Source organism: Rhodococcus sp. Z13_19A, assembly GCF_058133575.1.
The window spans coordinates 442,802-462,127 of the sequence record NZ_JBYUNN010000001.1; the positions used below are offsets into that span (position 1 = coordinate 442,802).

Sequence of the window (19,326 nt, forward strand, 5' to 3'; positions counted from 1 at the left end):
GACCACCTCGCAGGACGGGTACGTCCTGCCAGTGTCCTCCGCTGGTCGAGCAGCACAACCCCTGGTCGACGGCGCTCCCGGCGCGCTCAGCGGCCCTGGAACTCCGCGCTGCGCTTGTCCCGGCGGGCCTGCTGCCCCTCGGCGAAGTCCGCGCTGGTCCAGCAGCGCTCGAACTCCGCCACCTCCCAGTCGGCGTTGGTGTCGGCCTCTCGTGCGCCATCGGCGGTGAGGCCGTTGAGCACTCGCTTGGAGTAGGCCAGGCTCAGCGGCGCCAGGCTGGCGCAGTGCGTCGCCAGCTCCAGGGCGTCGGCGAGGTCGCCCTCCCCGTCGGCCAGCCCGCTGCGCAGCGCCTCGGCTGCGGTCACGGTCTGCGCGGTGAGCATCATCCGCCGGGCCATCCCGCCGCCGGCGAACATGGCCAGCCGGCGCAGCGTCCAGGCGTCGGCGGCCAGGCCGAGCTTGGCGGTGGGCACCCCGAACACGGCGGTGGGCGCGGCCACCCGCAGGTCGCAGCACACCGCCAGCTGGGTCCCCGCGCCGATGGCCGGCCCGTTCACCGCGGCGATCACCGGCACCGGGGCGTCGGTGACCGCCCGCAGCATCGCGCGCAGGGCGTCGAGGAACCCGTCGCCGTACACCCCGCCGAGGTCGGCGCCGGAGCAGAAGCTGGTGCCCGCGCCCGTGATCACCAGCGCGCGGGCACCGGCCTCGACGCTGCCGGTCACCGCCTCGCGCAGCTGGTCGCAGAGCTCGGTGCTGAGGGCGTTGCGGCGCTCCGGCCGGTCGATCTCCAGGACGGTGACGCGGCCATGGTGGCTGGTGTTGATCATGGGTTCCAGTATCGCCCTGCCTGGTTCGGCCCTGGCCGGGTGGTTCGGCTACTTGGGCAGGGCGCGCCCGCACACCGCGGCGACCACCCGCTGGTAGCCGGAACCGGTGACTCGGACCAGGGCGTCGAGGGCCTTGGCGTCGGAGCCGATGAGCACGCGCGGCCGTCCAGCGCCGACTCCCCTGAGGATGACGCGTGCGGCGGTCTCGGGCGTGGTCTTGGCCAGCTTGGCGTCGAAGAACTCCGCCAGGATCTTGGCGTCGGAGCCCACCGCGGCCGTGCTGTTGCGGGCGATGCCCGTCTTGATGCCCCCGGGGTGCACGCAGGTGACCGCGACGGGGTGCTTGTTGATGAGCATCTCCTGGCGCAGCGACTCGGTGAAGCCGCGCACGGCGAACTTGGCCGAGTTGTAGGCGCTCTGGGTGGGGATGGACAGCAGCCCGAACAGGCTGGAGACGTTGACCAGGTGGCCGTCGCCGGAGGCGATGAGGTGGGGCAGGAACGCCTTGGTGCCGTTGACGACCCCCCAGAAGTCGACGTCCATCACCCGCTCGATGTCCTTGAACTCGGTGACCTCGACGTCGCCGCTGAAGGCGATGCCGGCGTTGTTGAACAGCAGGTTGACCACGCCGTAGTGCGCCGCGACGGCGTCGGCGTACTCCAGCACCGCCGAGCGCTCGGCCACGTCGAGGTGGTCGGAGCGCACCTGCGCCCCCAGCCCCTCGCACTGGCGAACCGTCTCGGCCAGGCCGGCACTGTCCACGTCGGACAGGGCCAGCCGGGCGCCCCGGCTGGCGAGGTCCAGCGCCAGCGCGCGGCCGATGCCCGAGCCGGCTCCGGTGATGACGGCGACCTTGTTGGTGAAGTCGGTCTTCATGCTGACGCCTCCTCGGCGGTCGGGACCGGCTGCGCGGGTGCAGCTGTGGACGGCCCAGCGGTGGAGCTGACGGCGGCGCGGCGGGTGTAGCGGTAGGCGTCCAGGTCGAAGCTCTTGGTGGCCTTGCGGAAGGCGAAGGTGAAGTCCGGCCACAGGGTGGTGTTGTTGCCGTGCGCGTCGAGGTACCAGCTGGCGCACCCACCGCGCATCCACACCGTGGGGTCGAGCTTGCGCTGCAGCATGGCGTTGTACTCCTGCTGCACCTCCGGGCGGACCTCGACGGTCGCGATGCGCTCCCGCGCCACGGTGTCCACCGCGTCCAGCACGTAGCTCAGCTGCGACTCGATCATGTAGACCATCGAGGTGTGCCCGAGGCCGGTGTTGGGTCCGACCAGGAAGAACATGTTGGGGAAGCCGGTGACGGCCGAGCCCTTGTAGGCCTGCATGCCGCGCTCGGCGAAGTGCTCAGCCAGCGTGCGCCCGTCGGCTCCGACGATGGTCTCGTAGGTGGGTGAGTCGGTGACGTGGAAGCCGGTGGCCACCACGATGGCGTCCACCTCGCGCACGGTGCCGTCCTTGGTGACCACCGCGTTGCTGGTGACCTTGTCGATGCCGTCGGTGACCAGGTCGACGTTGTCGCGCTGCAGGGCCGGGTACCAGTTGTTGGAGATGAGCATCCGCTTGCAGCCGATGCGCCAGGTGGGCGTGACCTTCTTGCGCAGCTCGGCGTCGGGCACCTGCTGGGCCATGTGCTTCGAGGCCACGCGCTGCAGGATGCGGGTGAGGCGCGGGTCCTTGGCCAGTGCCACCACCTGGGTCTCGCGCATCGCGTAGATCAGGCCGCGGGAGAGCTTCTGGAAGCCGGGCACGTGCCGGAACGCGAAGCGCTCCAGCCTGGTGTACTCGCGGTCGAACCGGGGCAGGATCCACGGGGCGGTGCGCTGGTAGACGTCCATGTGGGCCACCTGCGGCGCGACGGCGGGCACGATCTGGATGCCCGAGGCGCCGGTGCCGATCACGGCCACCCGCTTGCCGGTGAGGTCGGAGTCGTGGTTCCAGCGAGCGGAGTGGAAGATCTCGCCGGTGAAGTCCTCGATGCCGGCGATGTTGGGCAGCGCGGGCTCGCACAGCGCGCCGACCGCGCTGATGACGGTGGCCGCCGACCAGCGGCCCCTGGACGTCTGCACGTCCCAGCGCTGCGTCTGGCTGTTCCAGCGGGCGGACTCCATCTCGCAGCCGAAGACGTGCTTGTCCAGCACGTCGTAGCGGCGCGCGGTCTGCTCCAGGTAATCCTGGATCTCCGCCTGCCGGGAGAAGCTGCGGCTCCACTCCGGGTTGAGCGCGAAGGAGTACGAGTACAGGTGCGAGGGCACGTCGCAGGCAGCACCGGGGTAGGTGTTGTCGCGCCAGGTGCCGCCGACGTCGGCGCCACGCTCGATCACCACGTAGTTGTTCTTGCCCGCCTGGGTGAGCTTGATGGCGGCACCGAGACCGGAGAACCCGCTGCCGATGATGAGCACGTCGACCTGCTTCGCCTGGGACGGCGCGCGGTCCTGCGCGGGCGTCGCGGCTGCGTCTGTGGCTGTTGTCATATGGCAACGGTAAACCACTGTTGAACGACGGTCAATAACTGTTGAGCAGGATTCAGTAGGGTGGTGGCGTGCCCACCGACAAGCGAACCCGGCTCAGCCCGGGAGCCCGCCGCGCCCAGCTCATCGCCCTCGGCGCGGAGATGCTGGCCGAGCGCCGCCTGGAGGAGGTGGGCGTGGAGGAGATCGCCGACCGGGCTGGGATCTCCCGAGGGCTGCTGTTCCACTACTTCGCCTCCAAGCAGGACTTCCACCTGGCCGTGGTGCGGGAGATGGCCGCCGCCATGCTCGAGCGCACCGCACCCGACCCGGCGCTGCCGCCGCTGGAGGCGCTGCACAGCTCGCTGTCGGCGTTCATCGACTTCGTCAGCGAGAACCGCAGCGGGTACGTGTCGCTGCTGCGCGGTGCGGCCAGCGGGGACGAGGCGATGCGTCAGGTCTTCGACGACACCCGGGCCGAGATGGCCAGCCGGACCCTCGCCCAGACGCCGGTGCTGGGCATCCCCGCCGGCCCACGCACCCGGCTGGCGGTGCGCGGCTGGATCGCCTTCACCGAGGAGGCGGTGATCAGCTGGTTGGCCGAGGACGACCTCTCCCGCGAGGAGCTGATCGACCTGATCAGCCAGGCACTGACCGCGCTGCTGCTCGGCGCCGCCCCGCAGTGAGGCCCGCCCGCGCTGCCGCCGGGCCGGCTCAGGCGGTGAGCCGCGCGGCGACGAGCTTGCTGGCCTGCTCGATGTAGTCGATGCCGGTCTGCCGGTCGGGCTGGTGCTGGGTGAACACCACGAGCAGGATCCGGTGCCCGGCCGCGGTGACCACGCCCATGCTGGTCACCGCCCACTGGTTGTCGTCGTCGGAGTTGGGCAGCCAGCCGTTCTTCACCGCCGTGGTCGCCCCGGGATCGGCCGCCGCCGTCACCCCCCAGCGCTGGTCGGCTGCCACCGACTGCATGAGGCCCAGCGCGTACTCCCGGTTCTGGGTGTTGAGCACCGACGTGGAGGCGGTCAGCGCATCGAGCAGCGCGACCTGGTCCTGGGCGTTGGTGGTGGTGAGTCCAAAGAAGCCGGAGGCACCGACCTCGGTGCTGCGCAGGCCCAGCCGCTTGCTCACCGTCGCGAGCCCCGGTCCGCCACCCAGGCGGTCAAAGAGGGTGGTCGCCGCGTCGTTGTCGCTGATGGTGATCATCCGCGTCGCCAGGTCCTCCTCGGACGCGCTCAGCGGCCGACCGGCATCCTGCGCCTTGAGCAGCGTTCCGATGAGGATCTCCACCTTGACGGCGCTGGCGGTGACCATGCCGGCCGTGGCGCCGGTGACCACGCTCTGCCCGGTGCTCAGGTCGCGAGCGGCGATGGAGACGTCGGCCGAGCGCGTGATGCCGAAGGAGCGGTCGAGCTGGGCGAGCTGCGCCTGGAAGGCCGTCTCCGCCGCCTCGGTGCCGGAGGTGCCGGCGCGCTCGGCGGCGCGGGTGGTGGTCTCCGGAGTGCTCGTGGGGGGCGCGCTGGTCGGTACGGCGGGGACCGGCGAGGCGGTGACGCTGGGTGCGACCAGGACGTCCTCGTCAGTGGTGCGGGCGACCGGACCACTGGACTGCGACAGCGCGGCGGAGCAACCCGTGGCGAGCAGCGGGAGGACGAGCGCGGCGACCACGGTCGCGCCGACGGAGCGTCGTGCCATGCGTCCACTCCGTTCCGATCACCGGTTCCCTGCCGTCCTCTGCGGCGAGGATATCGGGGGAACCTGCCCGAAGCCTGGCAGAGCTCGCGGGCCACGCCGGAGCGCGACTGTCCTCACACGAGCCCAGTGTCTCCGATCAGGTCACCAACGGCGAAGGTGATGCCCATGGCGGCCCCGCCACCAACCACCAGGCGGACCATCGCCGGCACGGCAGGGGCGCCCCCCAGCCGGGCGCTGATCCAGCCGGTGATCGCCAGGGCCACCAGCACCACCACCACGGTGACCGGCACGCGCCAGGTCGCCGGCGGCAGCACGATGGCCAGCAGGGGCAGGATCGCGCCGAGGGTGAACGACAGGCCCGACGCCCCCGCGGCGTGCCAGGGGTTGGCCAGCTCGTCGGGGTCGATGCCCAGCTCCACCTCCGCGTGCGCGCCCAGCGGGTCGCGCGCGGTGAGCTCCTTGGCCACCCGGTGGGCGGTCTCGTCGCTGATGCCCTTGGCCCGGTAGAACCCGGCCAGCTCCTCCAGCTCGGCCTGCGGCATCTCCGCCAGCTCCTGGCGCTCCCGGTCCAGCAGGGAGCGCTCGGTGTCGCGCTGGCTGCTCACCGAGACGTACTCCCCCAGCGCCATGGACACCGCGCCGGAGACCAGGCCGGCCACGCCGGCGGCGACGAGGGGGCCGCGGCTGGTCGCCGCCCCGGCCACACCCACCACCAGTCCCGCGGTGGAGACGATGCCGTCGTTGGCCCCCAGCACGCCGGCCCGCAGCCAGTTCAGCCGCGAGGAGAGCCGCCCGGGGCGGTGCGGCTCGCCGGAGTGCGCGTGGCTGCTGCGCCCGCGCGGCGCGGACGCACCGCCGGCGGCGCCACGCGAGGGCCCGGGAGTCACCCTGTCCACGGTAGGTAGCGGCCGGGGCCCCGACCAGCAAGGCGAGGCTTACCGGGCTGCTAGCCCAGCACCAGCACCGCGGCGCAGAACACGACCACGACCACCAGCGCTGCCACGTCGAGCAGCCCCAGGCGGGCCTTCCGCGCGGTGAGCTGGCCGGTGCCGCCGCGGGCGGTCACCGCATCGCCCAGCTCGGCGGCGCGGCGCAGCGAGACCGCCATGGCCGCGCTGAGCATGTCCAGCCCCTCCGTCATCAGCTGGTCCAGCGACCGCCTGCGCCGTCCCTCGGGCACCGGGCGCAGCCGCTGGGCTGCCCGCAGCACCGACCACTCCTCGGCGAACAGCGGCACCGCCCGCAGGCACAGCCCCACGGTCACCGCCCACTCCTCCACCGGCAGCCGCAACCACTTCAGCGGGCGGGTCAGCCGGGCGAACGCCGGGGCGATGTCGCCCATGGGCGTGGTGAGCCCGACCATCAGGGAGATCCCCAGCAGGACGAAGGCCAGCACGGTGACGCGCACGTAGATCAGCAGGGCGCCGAGACCGACGGTGACCGGCCCGAGCGTCACCTCCGGGGTTCCGCCGGCGGGCACGTTCAGCAGCGCGCCCAGCCCCAGTGCCAGCCAGAACCACCACGGCACGTGCGGCAGCACGGCGCGCGGAACTCGGGCGACCGCGATGAGCACGGCCAGCAGCACGGCGGTGGCCCCGAGCGCCGGCCAGGAAGGCACGAAGGTGAGGGTGAGGCCGATCAGGACGACGCACACCAGCTTGGTGCCCGCCCACAGCCGGTGGACCACGGTGTTGCCGGGCACCTGCCGCAGCAGCGTGGGTGAGCTCATCGCCGGGCCTCCCCGAGCACCGGGCGGGGCTCGTCGCTGAGCCGGCCGCGGTGCAGCCGCACGGTGCGCGAGCACACCGCCTCCATGCCGTCGAGGTCGTGGGAGATGACCACCACGGTGAGCCCCGCCTCGCGGCGCAGCCGGGCGAGCAGCTCCACCAGGCCGCGCTGGCTGGGCACGTCCAGGCCGGCCAGCGGCTCGTCCAGGACGAGGACCCGGGGGCGGTTGGCGAGCAGGCCGGCCAGCGCGACCCGCCGCAGCTGCCCCCCGCTGAGCTGGTCCACCGGTCGGGCGGTGAGCAGCGGGTCCAGGCCCACCGCAGCCAGCGCCTCGCCCACGGCGGACCAGTCGGGGTGGCTCTCGGTGCCCGTGGCGGCAGCGACGTCGGCACCCACGGTCGGGCGCAGCACCTGCAGCCGGGCGTGCTGGAACGCCAGGGCGACCGCGCCGACCTGCTCGTGCACCGGCCGCCCGTCGAGCAGGCACTGCCCGGCGGTGGGCTGCACCAGCCCGGCGAGCACCCAGGCCAGGGTGGACTTGCCGGAGCCGTTGCCGCCGACCACCAGCACCCCCTCGCCCTCGCGCACGGTGAGGTCGACCTCCGCCAGCCCACGCTGCGCCCAGGGGGAGCTGACGTCGTAGGTGTGACTGACGCCGTGCAGCTGCAGCAGGGGCCGGCCGGTGGCCGGCGGCGCGGGCGTCAGCGCGGGGCGGGCTCCCTCGCTGAGCCAGGCGGCGGGGGCGTCCACCACCCGGCCCTGCACCAGGTGCACCACGTGGTCGGCGCCCACCGTGTCGGCGGCGCGGTGGGTGACGTGCACGACGGCGATGCCGTGGCTGTGGGCGAGCTCGCCGAGCAGCGCCACCAGCTGCTGCCGGCCCTCGGCGTCGACCATGGCGGTGGACTCGTCGGAGAGCAGCAGCGCGGGCCGGCGGGCCAGCGCGGCGGCCACGGCGAGTCGTTGCAGCTCCCCGCCGGAGAGGGTGCTGGTGTCGCGGTCGCCCATGCCCGCCAGGCCCACCGTGCGCAGCAACCCGTCGACGTCCACCGCGGTGCCCTCCGGCAGGCCCCACACCACGTCGTCGGCCACCCGCACGCCCAGGATCTGGCTCTCCGGGCGCTGCAGGATCATCGCGGTGCCGCCGTGGGCGCCCAGCCCGCTGCTGCCCGGCCGCAGCACGGCGCCGTGGCTGGGCGCGCGGCCCGCCAGCAGGCGCAGCAGGGTGGACTTGCCCGAGCCGTTGGCGCCGACCACGGCCACCAGCTCACCCGGGCGGACGGTCAGGTCGACGTCGGTGAGCACGGCGCGCTCGGTGCCGGGGTAGGTGAACCCGACGCGCTCCAGCGACACCGGTACCGGTGCCACCGTGTCGTCGCCGGGCTGCTGTCCGGTGGCCGGACCCTGCAGCGGGTCGGGCGCCGCGGCCAGCTCCATCCGGTGCACCACCGCGCCCAGCAGCGACCAGGTGACCCAGGTTCCGAACGCCAGGCTCACCCCGACGACGGCGGGCACGGTGAGCCACCAGTAGTCGATCATCGTCTGGGTGCGAGCGTCGACGTCGGCGGCGAGGTCGGCGAACGGGGCGAACCCGGCCAGCATCTCCATCGCCCCGTGCACGCTGTTGGCCACCGAGTCCAGCACCAGCTGCCTGGTCTGGCTGAACAGCAGCAGCAGCAGGTCCACCAGCACGCCCAGCACCGGCACCGCGAGGAGGACGTAGAGGGCGGCGGTGAACCCACCGCGACCGCGACGGCGGACGTCGCCGACGAGTCCGCCCAGCAGCACACCTGCCCACACCCCGGCCAGTGCGCCCGTGCCCGCCAGCGCGAAGGCGACCACGGTGGCGGCGACGGAGGCGCCCAGCAGCGCACGGAGGCGGTGGCGGTAGGCCACCAGGCCCATCGGGACGGCGCCGACGAAGGTGAGCGCGCTGGCCGCCGGGATCACCGTGGCCAGCACTCCGAGCCCAGCCGTCATGGCCGCCATCACGCCGGCGGTGGCCAGCTCCACCGGCTGCAGCGCGCCTCGCGGTTGCCTCGGGTGGGACCGGGATTCCAACACGTCGCCAAGTCTGCCATCGCCGCCTTACAGCCAACTGAGCCCCGGCCGTTCCGCAGTCCTGTCCACGGAGCCCGCCGCGGCGCAGAATCGAGACCACCCCGTCGACCACAGGAGCCTCGTTGACCACACCACGCACCACTCCCGCCTCGCCGCGCGTCGTCGTGGGCATCGACGGATCAGCGCCGTCGGAGCAGGCCCTGCGGTGGGCCCGCTTCCTGGCCGACACCACCGGTGCCGGGGTGGAGGCAGTGGCGGTGTGGCGGGCGCCCTCCACCTACGGCTGGGCCGGCATCAGCCGACCGGAGATCACCCTGGGGTGGGACCCCGCGGCCGACGCACACCGACTCGTGGTGGAGACGGTGCAGAAGGTGTTCGGCACGCCCACCTTCCCCGGCCTGACCGTCACGGTGCGCGAGGGCAACACCGTCGAGGTGCTGCTGGAGCTGAGCGGCGAGGCCCAGGTGCTGGTGGTGGGCAGCCGCGGCCGGGGCGGGTTCAGCGGCATGCTGCTCGGCTCGGTCAGCGCCGCCTGCGCCGAGCACGCCACCTGCCCGGTGATGGTGGTGCACGGAACCACCCCGCCCCCGCCCCGTCCGTGACCTGAGTGCCCATACGAGTCGCGGTAGCAGGTCAGACCCTCAGGCCGCCCAGTAGCCGAGCATGGGCTCGGTGCCGACCAGCTCTGAGCCCTGGTAGATAGTGAGCGCCGAGGAGGACAGCACGTAGCGACCGCCACCGTTGTCGGCGACGAACCCGTCTCCAGAGGGGACGGGATCGTCGATCTCGATGGCGGACAGGTCCCGCAGGCGCATCCCCTTGTAGTAGTAGCGGCCCGCCCCGGTGAGGCACACGACCACCTCCGAGCTCGGGGTGTAGCCGATGGCCACGGCTGGGTCGGAGGCGTTGCACCGCGCTCCCCGCTCGGCGAAGCCCTGTCGGTCCGCCCCGGCCAGCGTGGGCTCCCCGGTCGAGGGGGCAGTGCTCGTCGAGGGGGCAGTGCTCGTCGGCGCCGCCGTGCTGGTGAGGACCCGTCGGCTCGTCGGCGGTGGCGCGTAGGTGGTCGTGGCGTCCGAAGGTGCGGAGTACCTGGGCTGGGCGGCGTAGCTGGGTGCGGCCCCGCCGGTTGCACTGGAGTACTGCTGGTATGCCGACGAGGTGTCGTCGCTGGCGAACGGCGCGAGAACCACCAGCAGCACGGCAATGGCCACGGCCAGGACCGCCAGCTCCAGGTAGCCGATGATCAGCCCGGCCAGCGCCATGCCCTCGCCGCGCTCACCGGTCCGTCGGATCTGCCGGCGAGCGACGTGGCCGAAGATCACGGCGAAGGGTGCACCCGTGCCCGCTACCAGGCTGAGCACCAGCGACGCGATCGCCATGCCGTTGGTCGGCGGCAGTAGAACCACCGACGAGCCGTACGGGTCGGGCCGGTAGCGGCCGGATTCATCCCCCTGGTGCTCGGCTTCTCGGTGGTCGTCCGACTGGCGGTCGTCCAGGCGCGGATCACGGTCGTCGTTCATCAAGCCCCCCGGGTTCGCGGACCGCCCAGCCCCTCGTAGACACCTGAGTCAGCACCGCCGCGCCAGCCTAGAGCCCCGCTGGGCCGCGAGGGCGTTGGGGCACAACCGAACACCCGGCGGCAGCACCGTGAGCCGCACCCCCGCCCCCTCGCTACAGTGACTCAGGTCACTAGATACGGGAGGCAGCGATGCTCGAGATCCACGGATTCTGCGACGACCGGTTCGCCGGGCTGCGCTCAGCTTTGCAGGACAACGTCACCTCGGGGGCTGAGCTGGGCGCGTGCCTGGCGGTGACCATCGACGGCGAACCGGTGGTGGACCTGTGGGGCGGCTGGTCGGACACCGAGCAGACCGTGCCGTGGGAGCGCGACACCATCACCAACGTGTGGTCGTCGACCAAGACGGTGACCGCCCTGGCCGCCCTGGTGCTGGTCGAGCGGGGCGAGCTGGACGTCTACTCCCCCGTGGCGCGGTACTGGCCGGAGTTCGCCGCCAACGGCAAGCAGGACGTGCAGGTGCGCCACCTGCTCTCGCACACCTCCGGCGTCTCTGGGTGGGACGCGCCGTTCGCCATCGAGGAGATGTACGACGCCGAGGCGGCCGCGGCCCGCCTGGCTGCACAGGCGCCGTGGTGGGAGCCGGGCACCGCCTCCGGCTACCACGCGCTGAACTACGGCCACCTCGTCGGTGAGGTGGTGCGGCGCGTGACGGGACAGTCGCTGGGTCAGTTCGTGGCCACCGAGATCACCGGCCCGCTGGGCGCCGACCTGCACATCGGCCTGCCGGCGAGCGAGCTCGGCCGGGTCTCCGACGTGGTGCCCCCACCGCCGCTGGGCCTGGACTACAGCACCATCGACCCCAGCAGCGTGATGATCCGGACGTTCACCGGGCCGGTGGCCGACGCCCGCGCCAGCTGGACCGACGCGTGGCGCGCGGCGGAGATCGGCGGCGCCAACGGCCACGGCAACGCCCGTGCGCTGGCGCGCATCCAGTCGGTGATCGCCTGCGGCGGCGAGGTGGACGGGGTGCGGCTGCTCTCCCCCGCCACCATCAAGCTGATCTTCGACCAGCAGTCCGACGGCACCGACCTGGTGCTGCAGACGCCGCTGCGCTTCGGCATCGGCTTCGCCCTGCCGCACCCGACGTCGGTGCCCTTCGTGCCGGACGAGAAGGGCATCTGCTTCTGGGGCGGCTGGGGCGGGTCGCAGGTCGTCATCGACACCGAGCGCCGGATGGTGGTGTCCTACGTGATGAACAAGATGGGTGCGGGGCTGCTGGGATCCGACCGCAGCGCCCAGTACGTCTCGGCGGCGTTCGCGGCGGTGTGACCGCTCGGCTAGGCAGCCTCAGTACTCCCGGGGCCCCCGAGCCCCCGGGCGCTGGCCCCTCGGTCGGTCAACACGCGTTCGGCTCAGTGGTCTTGACCACGGACAGGACCGCATCGCCCTCTCCGATGGAGACGCCGGGCGCCGGTGTCTGACCCACGACGATCCAGTTGTAGTCGACAAGCTGCAGTCTTCCTGCCCCAGTGGCGTCGTTGCTGCGAGAGAGGAAGACGCCTGCTGCCTGAATCTCGTTCTGGGCAACTTGGAGGTTCTTGCAGACAACGTTGGGCATGGGTACCCGGACAGGCCCCGCAGGCGGAGGCGGCGCCGCGACCACCGTGGTCGCCACTGGCGGCGCGGGCATCGTCGTGGCGACCGGCGGTGGCGCGGGCACGGTGCTTTCAACCGGCGGTACAGCCACCGTCGTCACCGGTGCCGGGACCTCCGTCGTCGTCACCGGCGGTGGAGCCGGGGCCGTCGTTGTCGGCGCGTTCGTCGTCGTGGCCGTGGGAGGCGGTGCCGAGCTGCCGACAGTCGGCACGGCAGTGCTGGCCGTCTCGCTCGTGTCGGTTTCCGTGCCTCCGAGTGCTCCAGCAACGATGAGCACCACGATCACGCCGCCGACGGCCCATGGCCACTTCTTCCGAGACCGAGCCGGCGCTGGCTCAGCGTTCGGGTGCTGACCTGGAAGCGATCCCCACTGCGGCCCTTGTGGATTACTCATCTTGTCCCCCCGGACGTCGACTCAGTCACATCACGGACTGACGCTGCGGCGGGACTCTACGCACACGGGAATCAGTGCGGGCAGCTGCGGGGTACTCACACATCGAAGCGACGTGAGGCCAACCGGTGAGAACCGCTGACGCTGCGGCTCGGAAGAAAGAAGGACGTGGTGGCCAGGGCCGGGATCGAACCGGCGACCCTCCGCTTTTCAGGCGGATGCTCGTACCAACTGAGCTACCTGGCCGGATGCGACCGGAGTCATCCGAACGCCTGGCGACCCTGACGGGACTCGAACCCGCGACCTCCGCCGTGACAGGGCGGCGCGCTAACCAACTGCGCTACAGGGCCATGCTTGTGGTGCTTGTACAACCTACCGTGCTCATCGAGAGTGTACTGCCGTACCCCCTACGGGATTCGAACCCGCGCTGCCGCCTTGAAAGGGCGGTGTCCTAGGCCGCTAAACGAAGGGGGCGCACTGGTTTCCCGGCTGGGCCACCAGCGGTGATTTCCACCGTCCAGCTTTCCGTTGGGGAGCGGAGGAAGCATAGGACACCTTTGGCGTGGTTCCCAAACCGGGTGGTCAGCGGCCTGCTGGCGAGCGTTTGCGCAGGTGGCTTGGCCCCGAACTTGCCGCGCGCCCGCCGATCGGGTGCGCTGGGTGACATGAGCGACACTTTTGACGTCATCGTGGTGGGCGCCGGGGCCATCGGGGAGAACGCCGCGGGGCGCGCCGTGCAGGGCGGGCTGTCGGTGGCGATGGTGGAGGCGCAGCTGATCGGCGGGGAGTGCTCCTACTGGGCGTGCATGCCCAGCAAGGCCCTCATCCGCACCCCGCAGGCGGTGCACGACGCGCGGGCCCTGCCCGGGGTGACCGCCTCGTTCGACCCGGCCGCGGTGCTGGCCCGGCGCAACCAGTTCACCCACGACTGGGACGACGCCAGCCAGCAGGAGTGGGCCGAGGGCGCCGGCATCACCGTCGTCCGCGGCACCGCGCGGCTCACCGGGCCCAAGGAGGTGCAGCTGGACGACGGCCGCCGGCTCACCGCCACCCAGGCCGTGGTGCTGGCCCCCGGCAGCGTGCCGGCCGAGCCACCCATCGACGGCCTGGCGGACACCGAGCACTGGGGCTCGCGGGAGGCGACCTCGGCCCAGGCGGTGCCGGAGAGCCTGGTGGTGCTGGGCAGCGGGGTGGTGGGCTGCGAGCTGGCCCAGGCCTACGCCCGGCTCGGCTCGGCGGTGACCATGCTGGTGCGCGGTGACCGGGTGCTGCCCAAGGTGGAGCCGGCGGCCTCGGACCTGGTGCGCGCCGGACTGGCGGCCGACGGCGTGGACCTGCGGTTCGGGGTGAACCTCACGCGGGTGCACCGCGACGACGACGGTCTGCTGCTCCACCTCGACGACGACAGCGAGCTACGGGCCGAGCAGCTGTTGGTGGCCACCGGACGACGCCCGGCCACCGACGACGTCGGCGTGGAGACGGTGGGCCTTACCCCGGGTGAGACCCTGCACGTGGACGACAGCGGGCAGGTGAAGGGCGTGGACGGCGACTGGCTCTACGCCTGCGGCGACGTCACCGGCCGCGCACCGCTCACCCACCAGGGCAAGTACGACGCCCGCGTGGTGGGCGACGTGATCGCCGCCCGGGCCAAGGGGACGGTGGACGCCGCGCCGTGGAGCCGCTACGCCGCCACCGCCGACCACGCCGCGGTGCCGCAGGTGGTGTTCACCGACCCCGAGGTGGCCTACGTGGGCAGGACCGCCCAGGAGACCGAGCGGGCCGGCATCGCCCACGACGTGGTGGAGATCGACATCGCGGTGGGCGGGTCCTCGCTGTACGCCGACGGGTACACGGGCAAGGCGGTGATGGTGGTGGACCGCGAGCGCCAGGTGCTGCTGGGGCTGACGTTCGTGGGTCCGGGGGTGGCGGAGATTCTGCACGCCGCGACCATCGCGATCGTGGGCGAGGTGCCGATGCACCGGCTGTGGCACGCCGTGCCGTCCTACCCCACGGTCAGCGAGGTGTGGCTGCGCCTGCTGGAGGCCTACGGCCTGTAGGGGCGTCTGCAAGTACGCCCTACCGGCCCCGTCGCCGTCTCCAGCCGCTACCAACCACCCAGCCGCCGTTACCCCGCCAGCGCCTCCGCCACGGCGGGCCCGAGCACCTCGGCGGCCCGCCCGCGCACCACCAGGTCGGCGATGCCGTCCAGCGGGGTCGGCTCGTCGTTGACGATCACCAGCGCCGCGCCGGCCTTCACCCCCTGCACCGGCAGGTCCGCGGCCGGGAACACCTGCAGCGAGGAGCCCACCGCGATCACCAGGTCAGCCGAGCACACCAGCTCCACCGCTTGCTGCACCACGTCGGGGAAGAGCATCTGCCCGAAGGAGACGGTGGCCGACTTCACCAGGCCGCCGCAGAGGGGGCAGTGCGGGTCCGGGTCGCCGGCGTCCACCTGCTCCTCGCCCCACGTGTACGGCGCGGTGAACCCGCAGCCGTCCGGCGTGCCGTCGCGCGGGGCGAGGCCGATGCACATCACGTCGCGAGCCGTCCCGTGCACCTCCACCACCGGGCTGCTGCCGGCCAGCTGGTGCAGCCCGTCGATGTTCTGGGTGACGACCCCGACGGCGTGCCCGGCGTCCTGCAGCTGGGCCAGCGCACGGTGGGCGGCGTTGGGCTGGGCGTTGTGGGCGAAAAACTCCCGCCGCATGGCCCAGCTGTTGGCCCGCACCTGCGCGGAGGAGACGTAGCGGTCGAAGGTGTACTCGCTGGGGTCGTAGCGGGTCCACACCCCGCCGGGTGAGCGGAAGTCCGGGATCCCGGATTCGGTGGAGATTCCGGCTCCGGTGAAGGCCACCGCGCGCCTGCTGGTGCGCAGCAGCTCGACCAGGCCCGGAGCGTCGTACCCAGGCATCGCTTGCATGGCTCAAGTGTCCCAGGCGTCGCTCGCGCGCCGGTGGTGGGCACACGCACGAGGGCCCCGGTGGCCGAGACCACCGGGGCCGCTGGAGGTGTTGATGGCTGGGCACCAGCCCGCCTACTCATGTGCCGAGTGAAGGCAGTGCGCTAGGCCGTCGAAGCGGCATGCTCAGCGCCACAAGGGGATGCGATACACGCGGGCGAGTGGGCAGCCATCGTCGTTGTCAACGTCGTCTGTCGTCACATCACCGTCCTCGTCATCGACTTGCTCTGGCTGCAGTGACGCGGCACGTCACTGCTGGGGTCGCAGCTCCCCCGCTCGAGGCGGAGACCGCTGCCTGCACTGAGCGCTCATCGTGGTGTCCCGCTGGCCGGACAGTCTCTGCGCGGCCAGGACGGCACCGGAGTGCTCGGGCGCTCGGTACAGCTGGTCGATCATCGTTGCTCGGGTGTGCATCGGGACTCCTGCGTCCGTGTCCGGGTGGGTGAGCCAGCGAGCTCAGGCGTTGGTGAGCTGCTTGGCCTCGCCCTGGTCCGGGCTGATCACCTGGATCTTGCGCGGCTTGGCCTTCTCCGCGACCGGGATGGTCAGGCGCAGCACCCCGTCCCGGTAGACCGCCTCGATGCGGTCGGTGTCGAGGGTGTCGCCCAGGAAGAGCTGACGGCTGAAGACCCCCCGCGGGCGTTCAGCAGCCACCATCTCCCGGTCGGAGCCTCGAGCCGGGCGCTGCGCGTGCACCGTCAAGGTGTTGCGCTCCACGTCCAAGTCGATCGAGTCGGCCTGCACGCCAGGGAGGTCGAACTCCACGACGAAGGAGTCCCCCTCCCGCCAGGCGTCCATCGGCATCGCCGTCGGACGGGCAGCGGTGCCCATCACCTGCTGCGTCAGGCGGTCGAGCTCGCGGAACGGATCGGTTCGCATCAGCATCTTGCCTCCACCTCCAGTGTCCGGTTCTCGGTTCCGGTGTGCAAGTTATCTGCATCACCCGGCGCAGGTTTTTTATAGCACTGGCGTCAGCGGCTAGGCAAGGGGGTACCGCTCCCCCTCCGCCGCGCGGCGAGCAGCCTTGCGGCCTACCTTCGCCAGCACCGGGGCGATGACCCGGCCCAGCGCTTGCCCGGCAGGAGGGAGAAGCCGTGACCGTGGACCTGGCCCACGACGTGACCGGCCGCGCCGACGCCCCGGTGGTGGTGCTGCTGGGGTCGCTGGGCACCGACCGCACCGTGTGGGACCCCCAGCTGGGGCCGCTGGCCGAGCACCTGCGCGTGCTGCGGGTGGAGCTGCGCGGCAACGGCGCCTCGCCCGCCCCGGAGGGCCCGTACACGATGGCCGAGCTGGGGGGTGACGTGCTGGCGCTGCTGGACCGCCTGGAGCTGCCCCGCGCCCACCTGGTGGGGCTCTCGCTGGGCGGGATGGTGGCGCAGTGGATCGCCGCGCACTCCCCCGAGCGAGTGCACACCCTGAGCCTGCTCAGCACCTCCGCGCACTTCGACGAGCCGCAGGCCTGGCGCCAGCGGGCGGCGACGGTGCGCCAGTCGGGCTGCGCGGAGCTGGCCCCCACCGTGGTGCAGCGGTGGTTCACTCCCGAGCTGGCCCAGCGCGACCCCGCGCTGGTGCGGCGCTACGTGGCGATGGTCGGCGCGACCGATCCGCAGGGCTACGCCGGCTGCGCCGAGGCGATCGCCGGCTGGGACGGGCGCGCCGACCTCGGCCGGATCACCGCCCGCACCCTGGTGGTGGCCGGGGCGGACGACCACGCGACGCCGCCGTCGCACCTGGAGACCATCGCCGACGGGGTGGCCGACGCGCACCTGCACGTGCTGACCCGCGCCGCGCACCTGTGCAGCGTGGAGCAGGCCGGCGCGGTCACCCAGCTGCTGCTGGACCAGCTGGTCGGCGAGCACGCCGGCCGGGCCCAGGCGCACGCGGTGGGGCTGCGGGTGCGGCGCGAGGTGCTGGGCGCTGCCCAGGTGGACTCCGCGATGGAGGCCACCACGGAGTTCAGCGCGCCGTTCCAGGACTTCCTCACCCGGGTGGCCTGGGGCGACGTCTGGCACCGCCCGGGCCTGAGCCGGGCCACCCGCTCGGCCGTCACCCTGGCCGCGCTCACCGCGCTGGGCAGCGAGCAGGAGCTGGCCGTGCACGTGCGGGCGGCGCTGCGCAACGGGCTGTCCTCGGAGGAGATTGCCGAGGTGCTGCTGCAGACGGCCGTCTACGCCGGACTGCCCCGTGGCAACCGCGCCTTCGCGGTAGCACAGAATGTGATCACCGCTACTGCCGGCTGATCCACGGTGCCTGTGCGTACCGGTGTGGCGCCGGCGCAGCGGAAGTGCGAAAGTAGCCGTAACACCGTGAGCCCGCTCACAGTCCGATGAGGAGCGTACTTAGTGCCTTGGCTCCATTCTGGGCGGATTGACGCTCCCCGTCGCCGCGCGCCCCAAGCGGTCCTCGCCCTGCTCGCGTCCCTGCTGGTGCTGGTGGGCGTGGCCACCCCCGCCGCCGCCCAGCCCGACCCCACGCCGCCGCCCAACCCGGGCGACGGCCAGCTCAACGAGGCCGCCGAGGCCGCGCAGCGCAAGGCCGACGAGCTCACTCGCCTGGCGGGACAGCTGACCTCCGCGCAGACCCAGCTGGTGGAGCTGCACAACCAGCTGGCGCTGACGATGGAGACCGCCAACAAGGCGCTGGTGGACCACACCGCCGCCCAGCAGGCAGCCACGTCGGCGGCCACCGCGGCCACCGTGTCCGGGCTGTCGGTGCTGCTGGCCAAGGCGTCCCTGGACGACGCCAACGCCAGGGCCGCTCGATTCGCCCTGGGCAGCTTCCAGCAGGGCAGCACCATCAGCTCGTTCAGCGCCTACATGGCGGCCAACAGCCCCGACGAGCTGCTCGACCGGGTGGCCCTGCTCAACGCCGTGGGCGGCAGCCAGCTCGAGGTGATGAAGGGCCTGGACGCCGCGCGGCAGTCCACCGCCGACGCCGACGCGCGAGCGGTGGTCAGCAAGGCCCAGGCCGACACCGCCGCGGCCGATGCCGGCAGGGCCAAGCAGACCGCCGACGCCGCCATGCAGCAGGCCAGCAAGGCCCAGGCCAGCCAGCTGGCGCGGGCCAAGCAGCTGGAGAGCCAGGCGGCGCGGGCGCAGTACGACCTGCAGGTGGCGGCGGACACCGCCAACGGCCTGCAGCGGCAGCGGGCCAGCTTCGAGCAGTGGGACGCCCAGCGCCGCGCCCAGCAGGCCGCCGCCGACCGCCAGGCGGCCGAGCAGGCCCGGCACGCGATCGCCAGCATCAACGGCTCGCTGGAGGCCGTGCCGGCCACCCCGGCGGCGCAGGCCGTGATCCGCCGGGCCGCCACCCAGCTGGGCCAGCCGTACTCCTGGGGCGGCGGTAGCTACACCGGCCCCACGGTGGGCATCCGCGACGGCGGGGTGGCCGACACCTTCGGCGACTACGCCAAGGTGGGCTTCGACTGCTCCGGGCTGATGATGTACGCCTTTGCCGCGGTGGGCATCCAGCTGCCGCACTACTCCGGCTACCAGTACCAGTCGGGCCGGCAGGTGCCGCTGGCGGAGATGCAGCCCGGCGACATGGTCTTCTACGGCCCGTCCGGCATCCACCACGTGGCGCTGTACATCGGGGCGGGCAAGATGATCGAGGCGCCCGAGTCGGGCAAGTTCGTGACGGTGTCGAACGTGCGCACCGACGGTTTGGTGCCCTACGCCGTGCGGATGACCTGAGCAGTGCGGCTGACCTGAACCCGCACCTGCAGCGCGGCGGTGGGCTTCGCTAGGCTTCCCAGGGCGATCGGCCCTGCTGGGCTGGACGTCTCGGGCCTCTAGCTCAGTTGGTAGAGCTACGGACTTTTAATCCGCAGGTCGTCGGTTCGAGCCCGACGGGGCCCACTCAGTGGTCTTGCCGAAACAACTTCATTCGCGGTTCGAGCACCCCAACTGGAGGTCGCGGTTACCCCTACCGCCGGCCTGCAGGCAAGCAAGGCGCAGTTCGCCCAGCGAACTGCGCCCTTTCCGACGCGGCATCCCCTGCGGCACAGTGGATTCCATTAGGGTTCAAGGTAGCGGAGTACA

General features: G+C 72.3%; 17 protein-coding genes and 4 tRNA genes. 7 read left to right on the forward strand and 14 right to left on the reverse strand.

Annotation, left to right across the window (positions count from 1 at the left end; genetic code table 11):
- Positions 1–86 precede the first annotated feature (86 nt).
- The 3 genes from AC3YNX_RS02055 to AC3YNX_RS02065 are packed head-to-tail and all read right to left on the reverse strand — an operon-like array spanning position 87 to position 3,298.
- The gene (locus tag AC3YNX_RS02055) at positions 87–830 is read right to left on the reverse strand and encodes an enoyl-CoA hydratase (protein WP_489994446.1); all 744 of its coding nucleotides are present in this window, start codon (positions 828–830) and stop codon (positions 87–89) included.
- A 48-nt stretch (positions 831–878) separates the two neighbouring features.
- Positions 879–1,706, reverse strand: a complete 828-nt coding sequence (locus AC3YNX_RS02060) for an SDR family NAD(P)-dependent oxidoreductase (RefSeq protein ID WP_489994447.1) — start codon at positions 1,704–1,706, stop codon at positions 879–881.
- The gene (locus AC3YNX_RS02065) at positions 1,703–3,298 is read right to left on the reverse strand and encodes a flavin-containing monooxygenase (RefSeq protein WP_489994448.1); all 1,596 of its coding nucleotides are present in this window, start codon (positions 3,296–3,298) and stop codon (positions 1,703–1,705) included. The genes AC3YNX_RS02060 and AC3YNX_RS02065 overlap by 4 nt, the downstream gene beginning before the upstream one ends.
- A 68-nt stretch (positions 3,299–3,366) precedes the next feature.
- On the opposite strand from AC3YNX_RS02065, the gene AC3YNX_RS02070 reads away from it, so the two are divergent.
- Complete coding sequence (locus tag AC3YNX_RS02070; protein ID WP_127784103.1) at positions 3,367–3,960, forward strand: TetR/AcrR family transcriptional regulator; 594 nt, start codon at positions 3,367–3,369, stop codon at positions 3,958–3,960.
- 28 nt (positions 3,961–3,988) lie between these two features.
- Here the strand turns inward: AC3YNX_RS02070 and AC3YNX_RS02075 are convergent, their stop codons facing one another.
- From AC3YNX_RS02075 to AC3YNX_RS02090, 4 genes are all read right to left on the reverse strand, one after another.
- Entirely contained in the window at positions 3,989–4,969 is a 981-nt protein-coding gene (locus AC3YNX_RS02075; RefSeq protein ID WP_489994449.1) for a serine hydrolase, read from the reverse strand.
- Between the two features lie 113 nt (positions 4,970–5,082).
- The gene (locus tag AC3YNX_RS02080) at positions 5,083–5,745 is read right to left on the reverse strand and encodes a VIT1/CCC1 transporter family protein (protein ID WP_241249950.1); all 663 of its coding nucleotides are present in this window, start codon (positions 5,743–5,745) and stop codon (positions 5,083–5,085) included.
- 170 nt (positions 5,746–5,915) lie between these two features.
- Positions 5,916–6,698 (reverse strand): energy-coupling factor transporter transmembrane component T family protein, encoded by a 783-nt coding sequence (locus tag AC3YNX_RS02085; RefSeq protein ID WP_489994450.1) that lies wholly within the window; start codon positions 6,696–6,698, stop codon positions 5,916–5,918.
- Positions 6,695–8,761, reverse strand: coding sequence for an ABC transporter ATP-binding protein (locus tag AC3YNX_RS02090; protein ID WP_489994451.1), 2,067 nt, complete (start codon positions 8,759–8,761; stop codon positions 6,695–6,697). Before AC3YNX_RS02090 ends, AC3YNX_RS02085 begins: the two co-directional genes overlap by 4 nt.
- Positions 8,762–8,880: 119 nt before the next feature.
- On the opposite strand from AC3YNX_RS02090, the gene AC3YNX_RS02095 reads away from it, so the two are divergent.
- Positions 8,881–9,360 (forward strand): universal stress protein, encoded by a 480-nt coding sequence (locus AC3YNX_RS02095; protein ID WP_127784107.1) that lies wholly within the window; start codon positions 8,881–8,883, stop codon positions 9,358–9,360.
- Between the two features lie 39 nt (positions 9,361–9,399).
- Here AC3YNX_RS02095 and AC3YNX_RS02100 read toward each other — a convergent pair whose 3' ends face one another.
- Positions 9,400–10,278, reverse strand: coding sequence for a DUF4190 domain-containing protein (locus AC3YNX_RS02100; RefSeq protein WP_127784108.1), 879 nt, complete (start codon positions 10,276–10,278; stop codon positions 9,400–9,402).
- Between the two features lie 188 nt (positions 10,279–10,466).
- Between AC3YNX_RS02100 and AC3YNX_RS02105 the strand changes: the two genes are divergently transcribed.
- Positions 10,467–11,606, forward strand: coding sequence for a serine hydrolase domain-containing protein (locus AC3YNX_RS02105; RefSeq protein ID WP_489994452.1), 1,140 nt, complete (start codon positions 10,467–10,469; stop codon positions 11,604–11,606).
- 67 nt (positions 11,607–11,673) lie between these two features.
- Here the strand turns inward: AC3YNX_RS02105 and AC3YNX_RS02110 are convergent, their stop codons facing one another.
- The 4 genes from AC3YNX_RS02110 to AC3YNX_RS02125 all read right to left on the reverse strand — a co-directional run bounded on the left by AC3YNX_RS02110 (position 11,674) and on the right by AC3YNX_RS02125 (position 12,798).
- A complete protein-coding gene (locus tag AC3YNX_RS02110; RefSeq protein ID WP_489994453.1) occupies positions 11,674–12,219 on the reverse strand; it encodes a PASTA domain-containing protein in 546 nt (181 codons plus the stop codon).
- Positions 12,220–12,493: 274 nt separating this feature from the next.
- A tRNA-Phe gene (locus AC3YNX_RS02115) sits at positions 12,494–12,570 on the reverse strand.
- 27 nt (positions 12,571–12,597) lie between these two features.
- Positions 12,598–12,674: transfer RNA gene (locus AC3YNX_RS02120), tRNA-Asp, on the reverse strand.
- Positions 12,675–12,725: 51 nt separating this feature from the next.
- Positions 12,726–12,798 (reverse strand) — tRNA-Glu (locus tag AC3YNX_RS02125).
- Positions 12,799–12,989: 191 nt separating this feature from the next.
- Here AC3YNX_RS02125 and AC3YNX_RS02130 point away from each other — a divergent pair.
- On the forward strand, positions 12,990–14,381 hold the full coding sequence (locus AC3YNX_RS02130; protein ID WP_489994454.1) for a dihydrolipoyl dehydrogenase family protein: 1,392 nt from the start codon (positions 12,990–12,992) through the stop codon (positions 14,379–14,381).
- Positions 14,382–14,449: 68 nt separating this feature from the next.
- Here the strand turns inward: AC3YNX_RS02130 and AC3YNX_RS02135 are convergent, their stop codons facing one another.
- Positions 14,450–15,244 (reverse strand): SIR2 family NAD-dependent protein deacylase, encoded by a 795-nt coding sequence (locus AC3YNX_RS02135; protein ID WP_489994455.1) that lies wholly within the window; start codon positions 15,242–15,244, stop codon positions 14,450–14,452.
- A gap of 495 nt (positions 15,245–15,739) precedes the next feature.
- Positions 15,740–16,168 (reverse strand): Hsp20/alpha crystallin family protein, encoded by a 429-nt coding sequence (locus AC3YNX_RS02140; protein ID WP_489994456.1) that lies wholly within the window; start codon positions 16,166–16,168, stop codon positions 15,740–15,742.
- 209 nt (positions 16,169–16,377) lie between these two features.
- On the opposite strand from AC3YNX_RS02140, the gene pcaDC reads away from it, so the two are divergent.
- From pcaDC to AC3YNX_RS02155, 3 genes are all read left to right on the forward strand, one after another.
- The gene (pcaDC, locus tag AC3YNX_RS02145) at positions 16,378–17,526 is read left to right on the forward strand and encodes a bifunctional 3-oxoadipate enol-lactonase/4-carboxymuconolactone decarboxylase PcaDC (protein WP_489981965.1); all 1,149 of its coding nucleotides are present in this window, start codon (positions 16,378–16,380) and stop codon (positions 17,524–17,526) included.
- 102 nt (positions 17,527–17,628) lie between these two features.
- Positions 17,629–18,978: an NlpC/P60 family protein gene (locus tag AC3YNX_RS02150; RefSeq protein ID WP_489994457.1), complete on the forward strand. Its 1,350-nt coding sequence runs from the start codon at positions 17,629–17,631 to the stop codon at positions 18,976–18,978.
- 92 nt (positions 18,979–19,070) lie between these two features.
- Positions 19,071–19,143, forward strand: a tRNA-Lys gene (locus AC3YNX_RS02155).
- Positions 19,144–19,326: the final 183 nt, after the last annotated feature.

Bases quoted from the DNA above. Each gene is read 5' to 3' on its own strand.
- AC3YNX_RS02055 (WP_489994446.1), bottom strand. From the start codon at position 830: ATGATCAACACCAGCCACCATGGCCGCGTCACCGTCCTGGAGATCGAC.
- AC3YNX_RS02060 (WP_489994447.1), bottom strand. From the start codon at position 1,706: ATGAAGACCGACTTCACCAACAAGGTCGCCGTCATCACCGGAGCCGGC.
- AC3YNX_RS02065 (WP_489994448.1), bottom strand. From the start codon at position 3,298: ATGACAACAGCCACAGACGCAGCCGCGACGCCCGCGCAGGACCGCGCG.
- AC3YNX_RS02075 (WP_489994449.1), bottom strand. From the start codon at position 4,969: ATGGCACGACGCTCCGTCGGCGCGACCGTGGTCGCCGCGCTCGTCCTC.
- AC3YNX_RS02085 (WP_489994450.1), bottom strand. From the start codon at position 6,698: ATGAGCTCACCCACGCTGCTGCGGCAGGTGCCCGGCAACACCGTGGTC.
- AC3YNX_RS02100 (WP_127784108.1), bottom strand. From the start codon at position 10,278: ATGAACGACGACCGTGATCCGCGCCTGGACGACCGCCAGTCGGACGAC.
- AC3YNX_RS02105 (WP_489994452.1), top strand. From the start codon at position 10,467: ATGCTCGAGATCCACGGATTCTGCGACGACCGGTTCGCCGGGCTGCGC.
- AC3YNX_RS02130 (WP_489994454.1), top strand. From the start codon at position 12,990: ATGAGCGACACTTTTGACGTCATCGTGGTGGGCGCCGGGGCCATCGGG.
- AC3YNX_RS02135 (WP_489994455.1), bottom strand. From the start codon at position 15,244: ATGCAAGCGATGCCTGGGTACGACGCTCCGGGCCTGGTCGAGCTGCTG.
- AC3YNX_RS02140 (WP_489994456.1), bottom strand. From the start codon at position 16,168: ATGCTGATGCGAACCGATCCGTTCCGCGAGCTCGACCGCCTGACGCAG.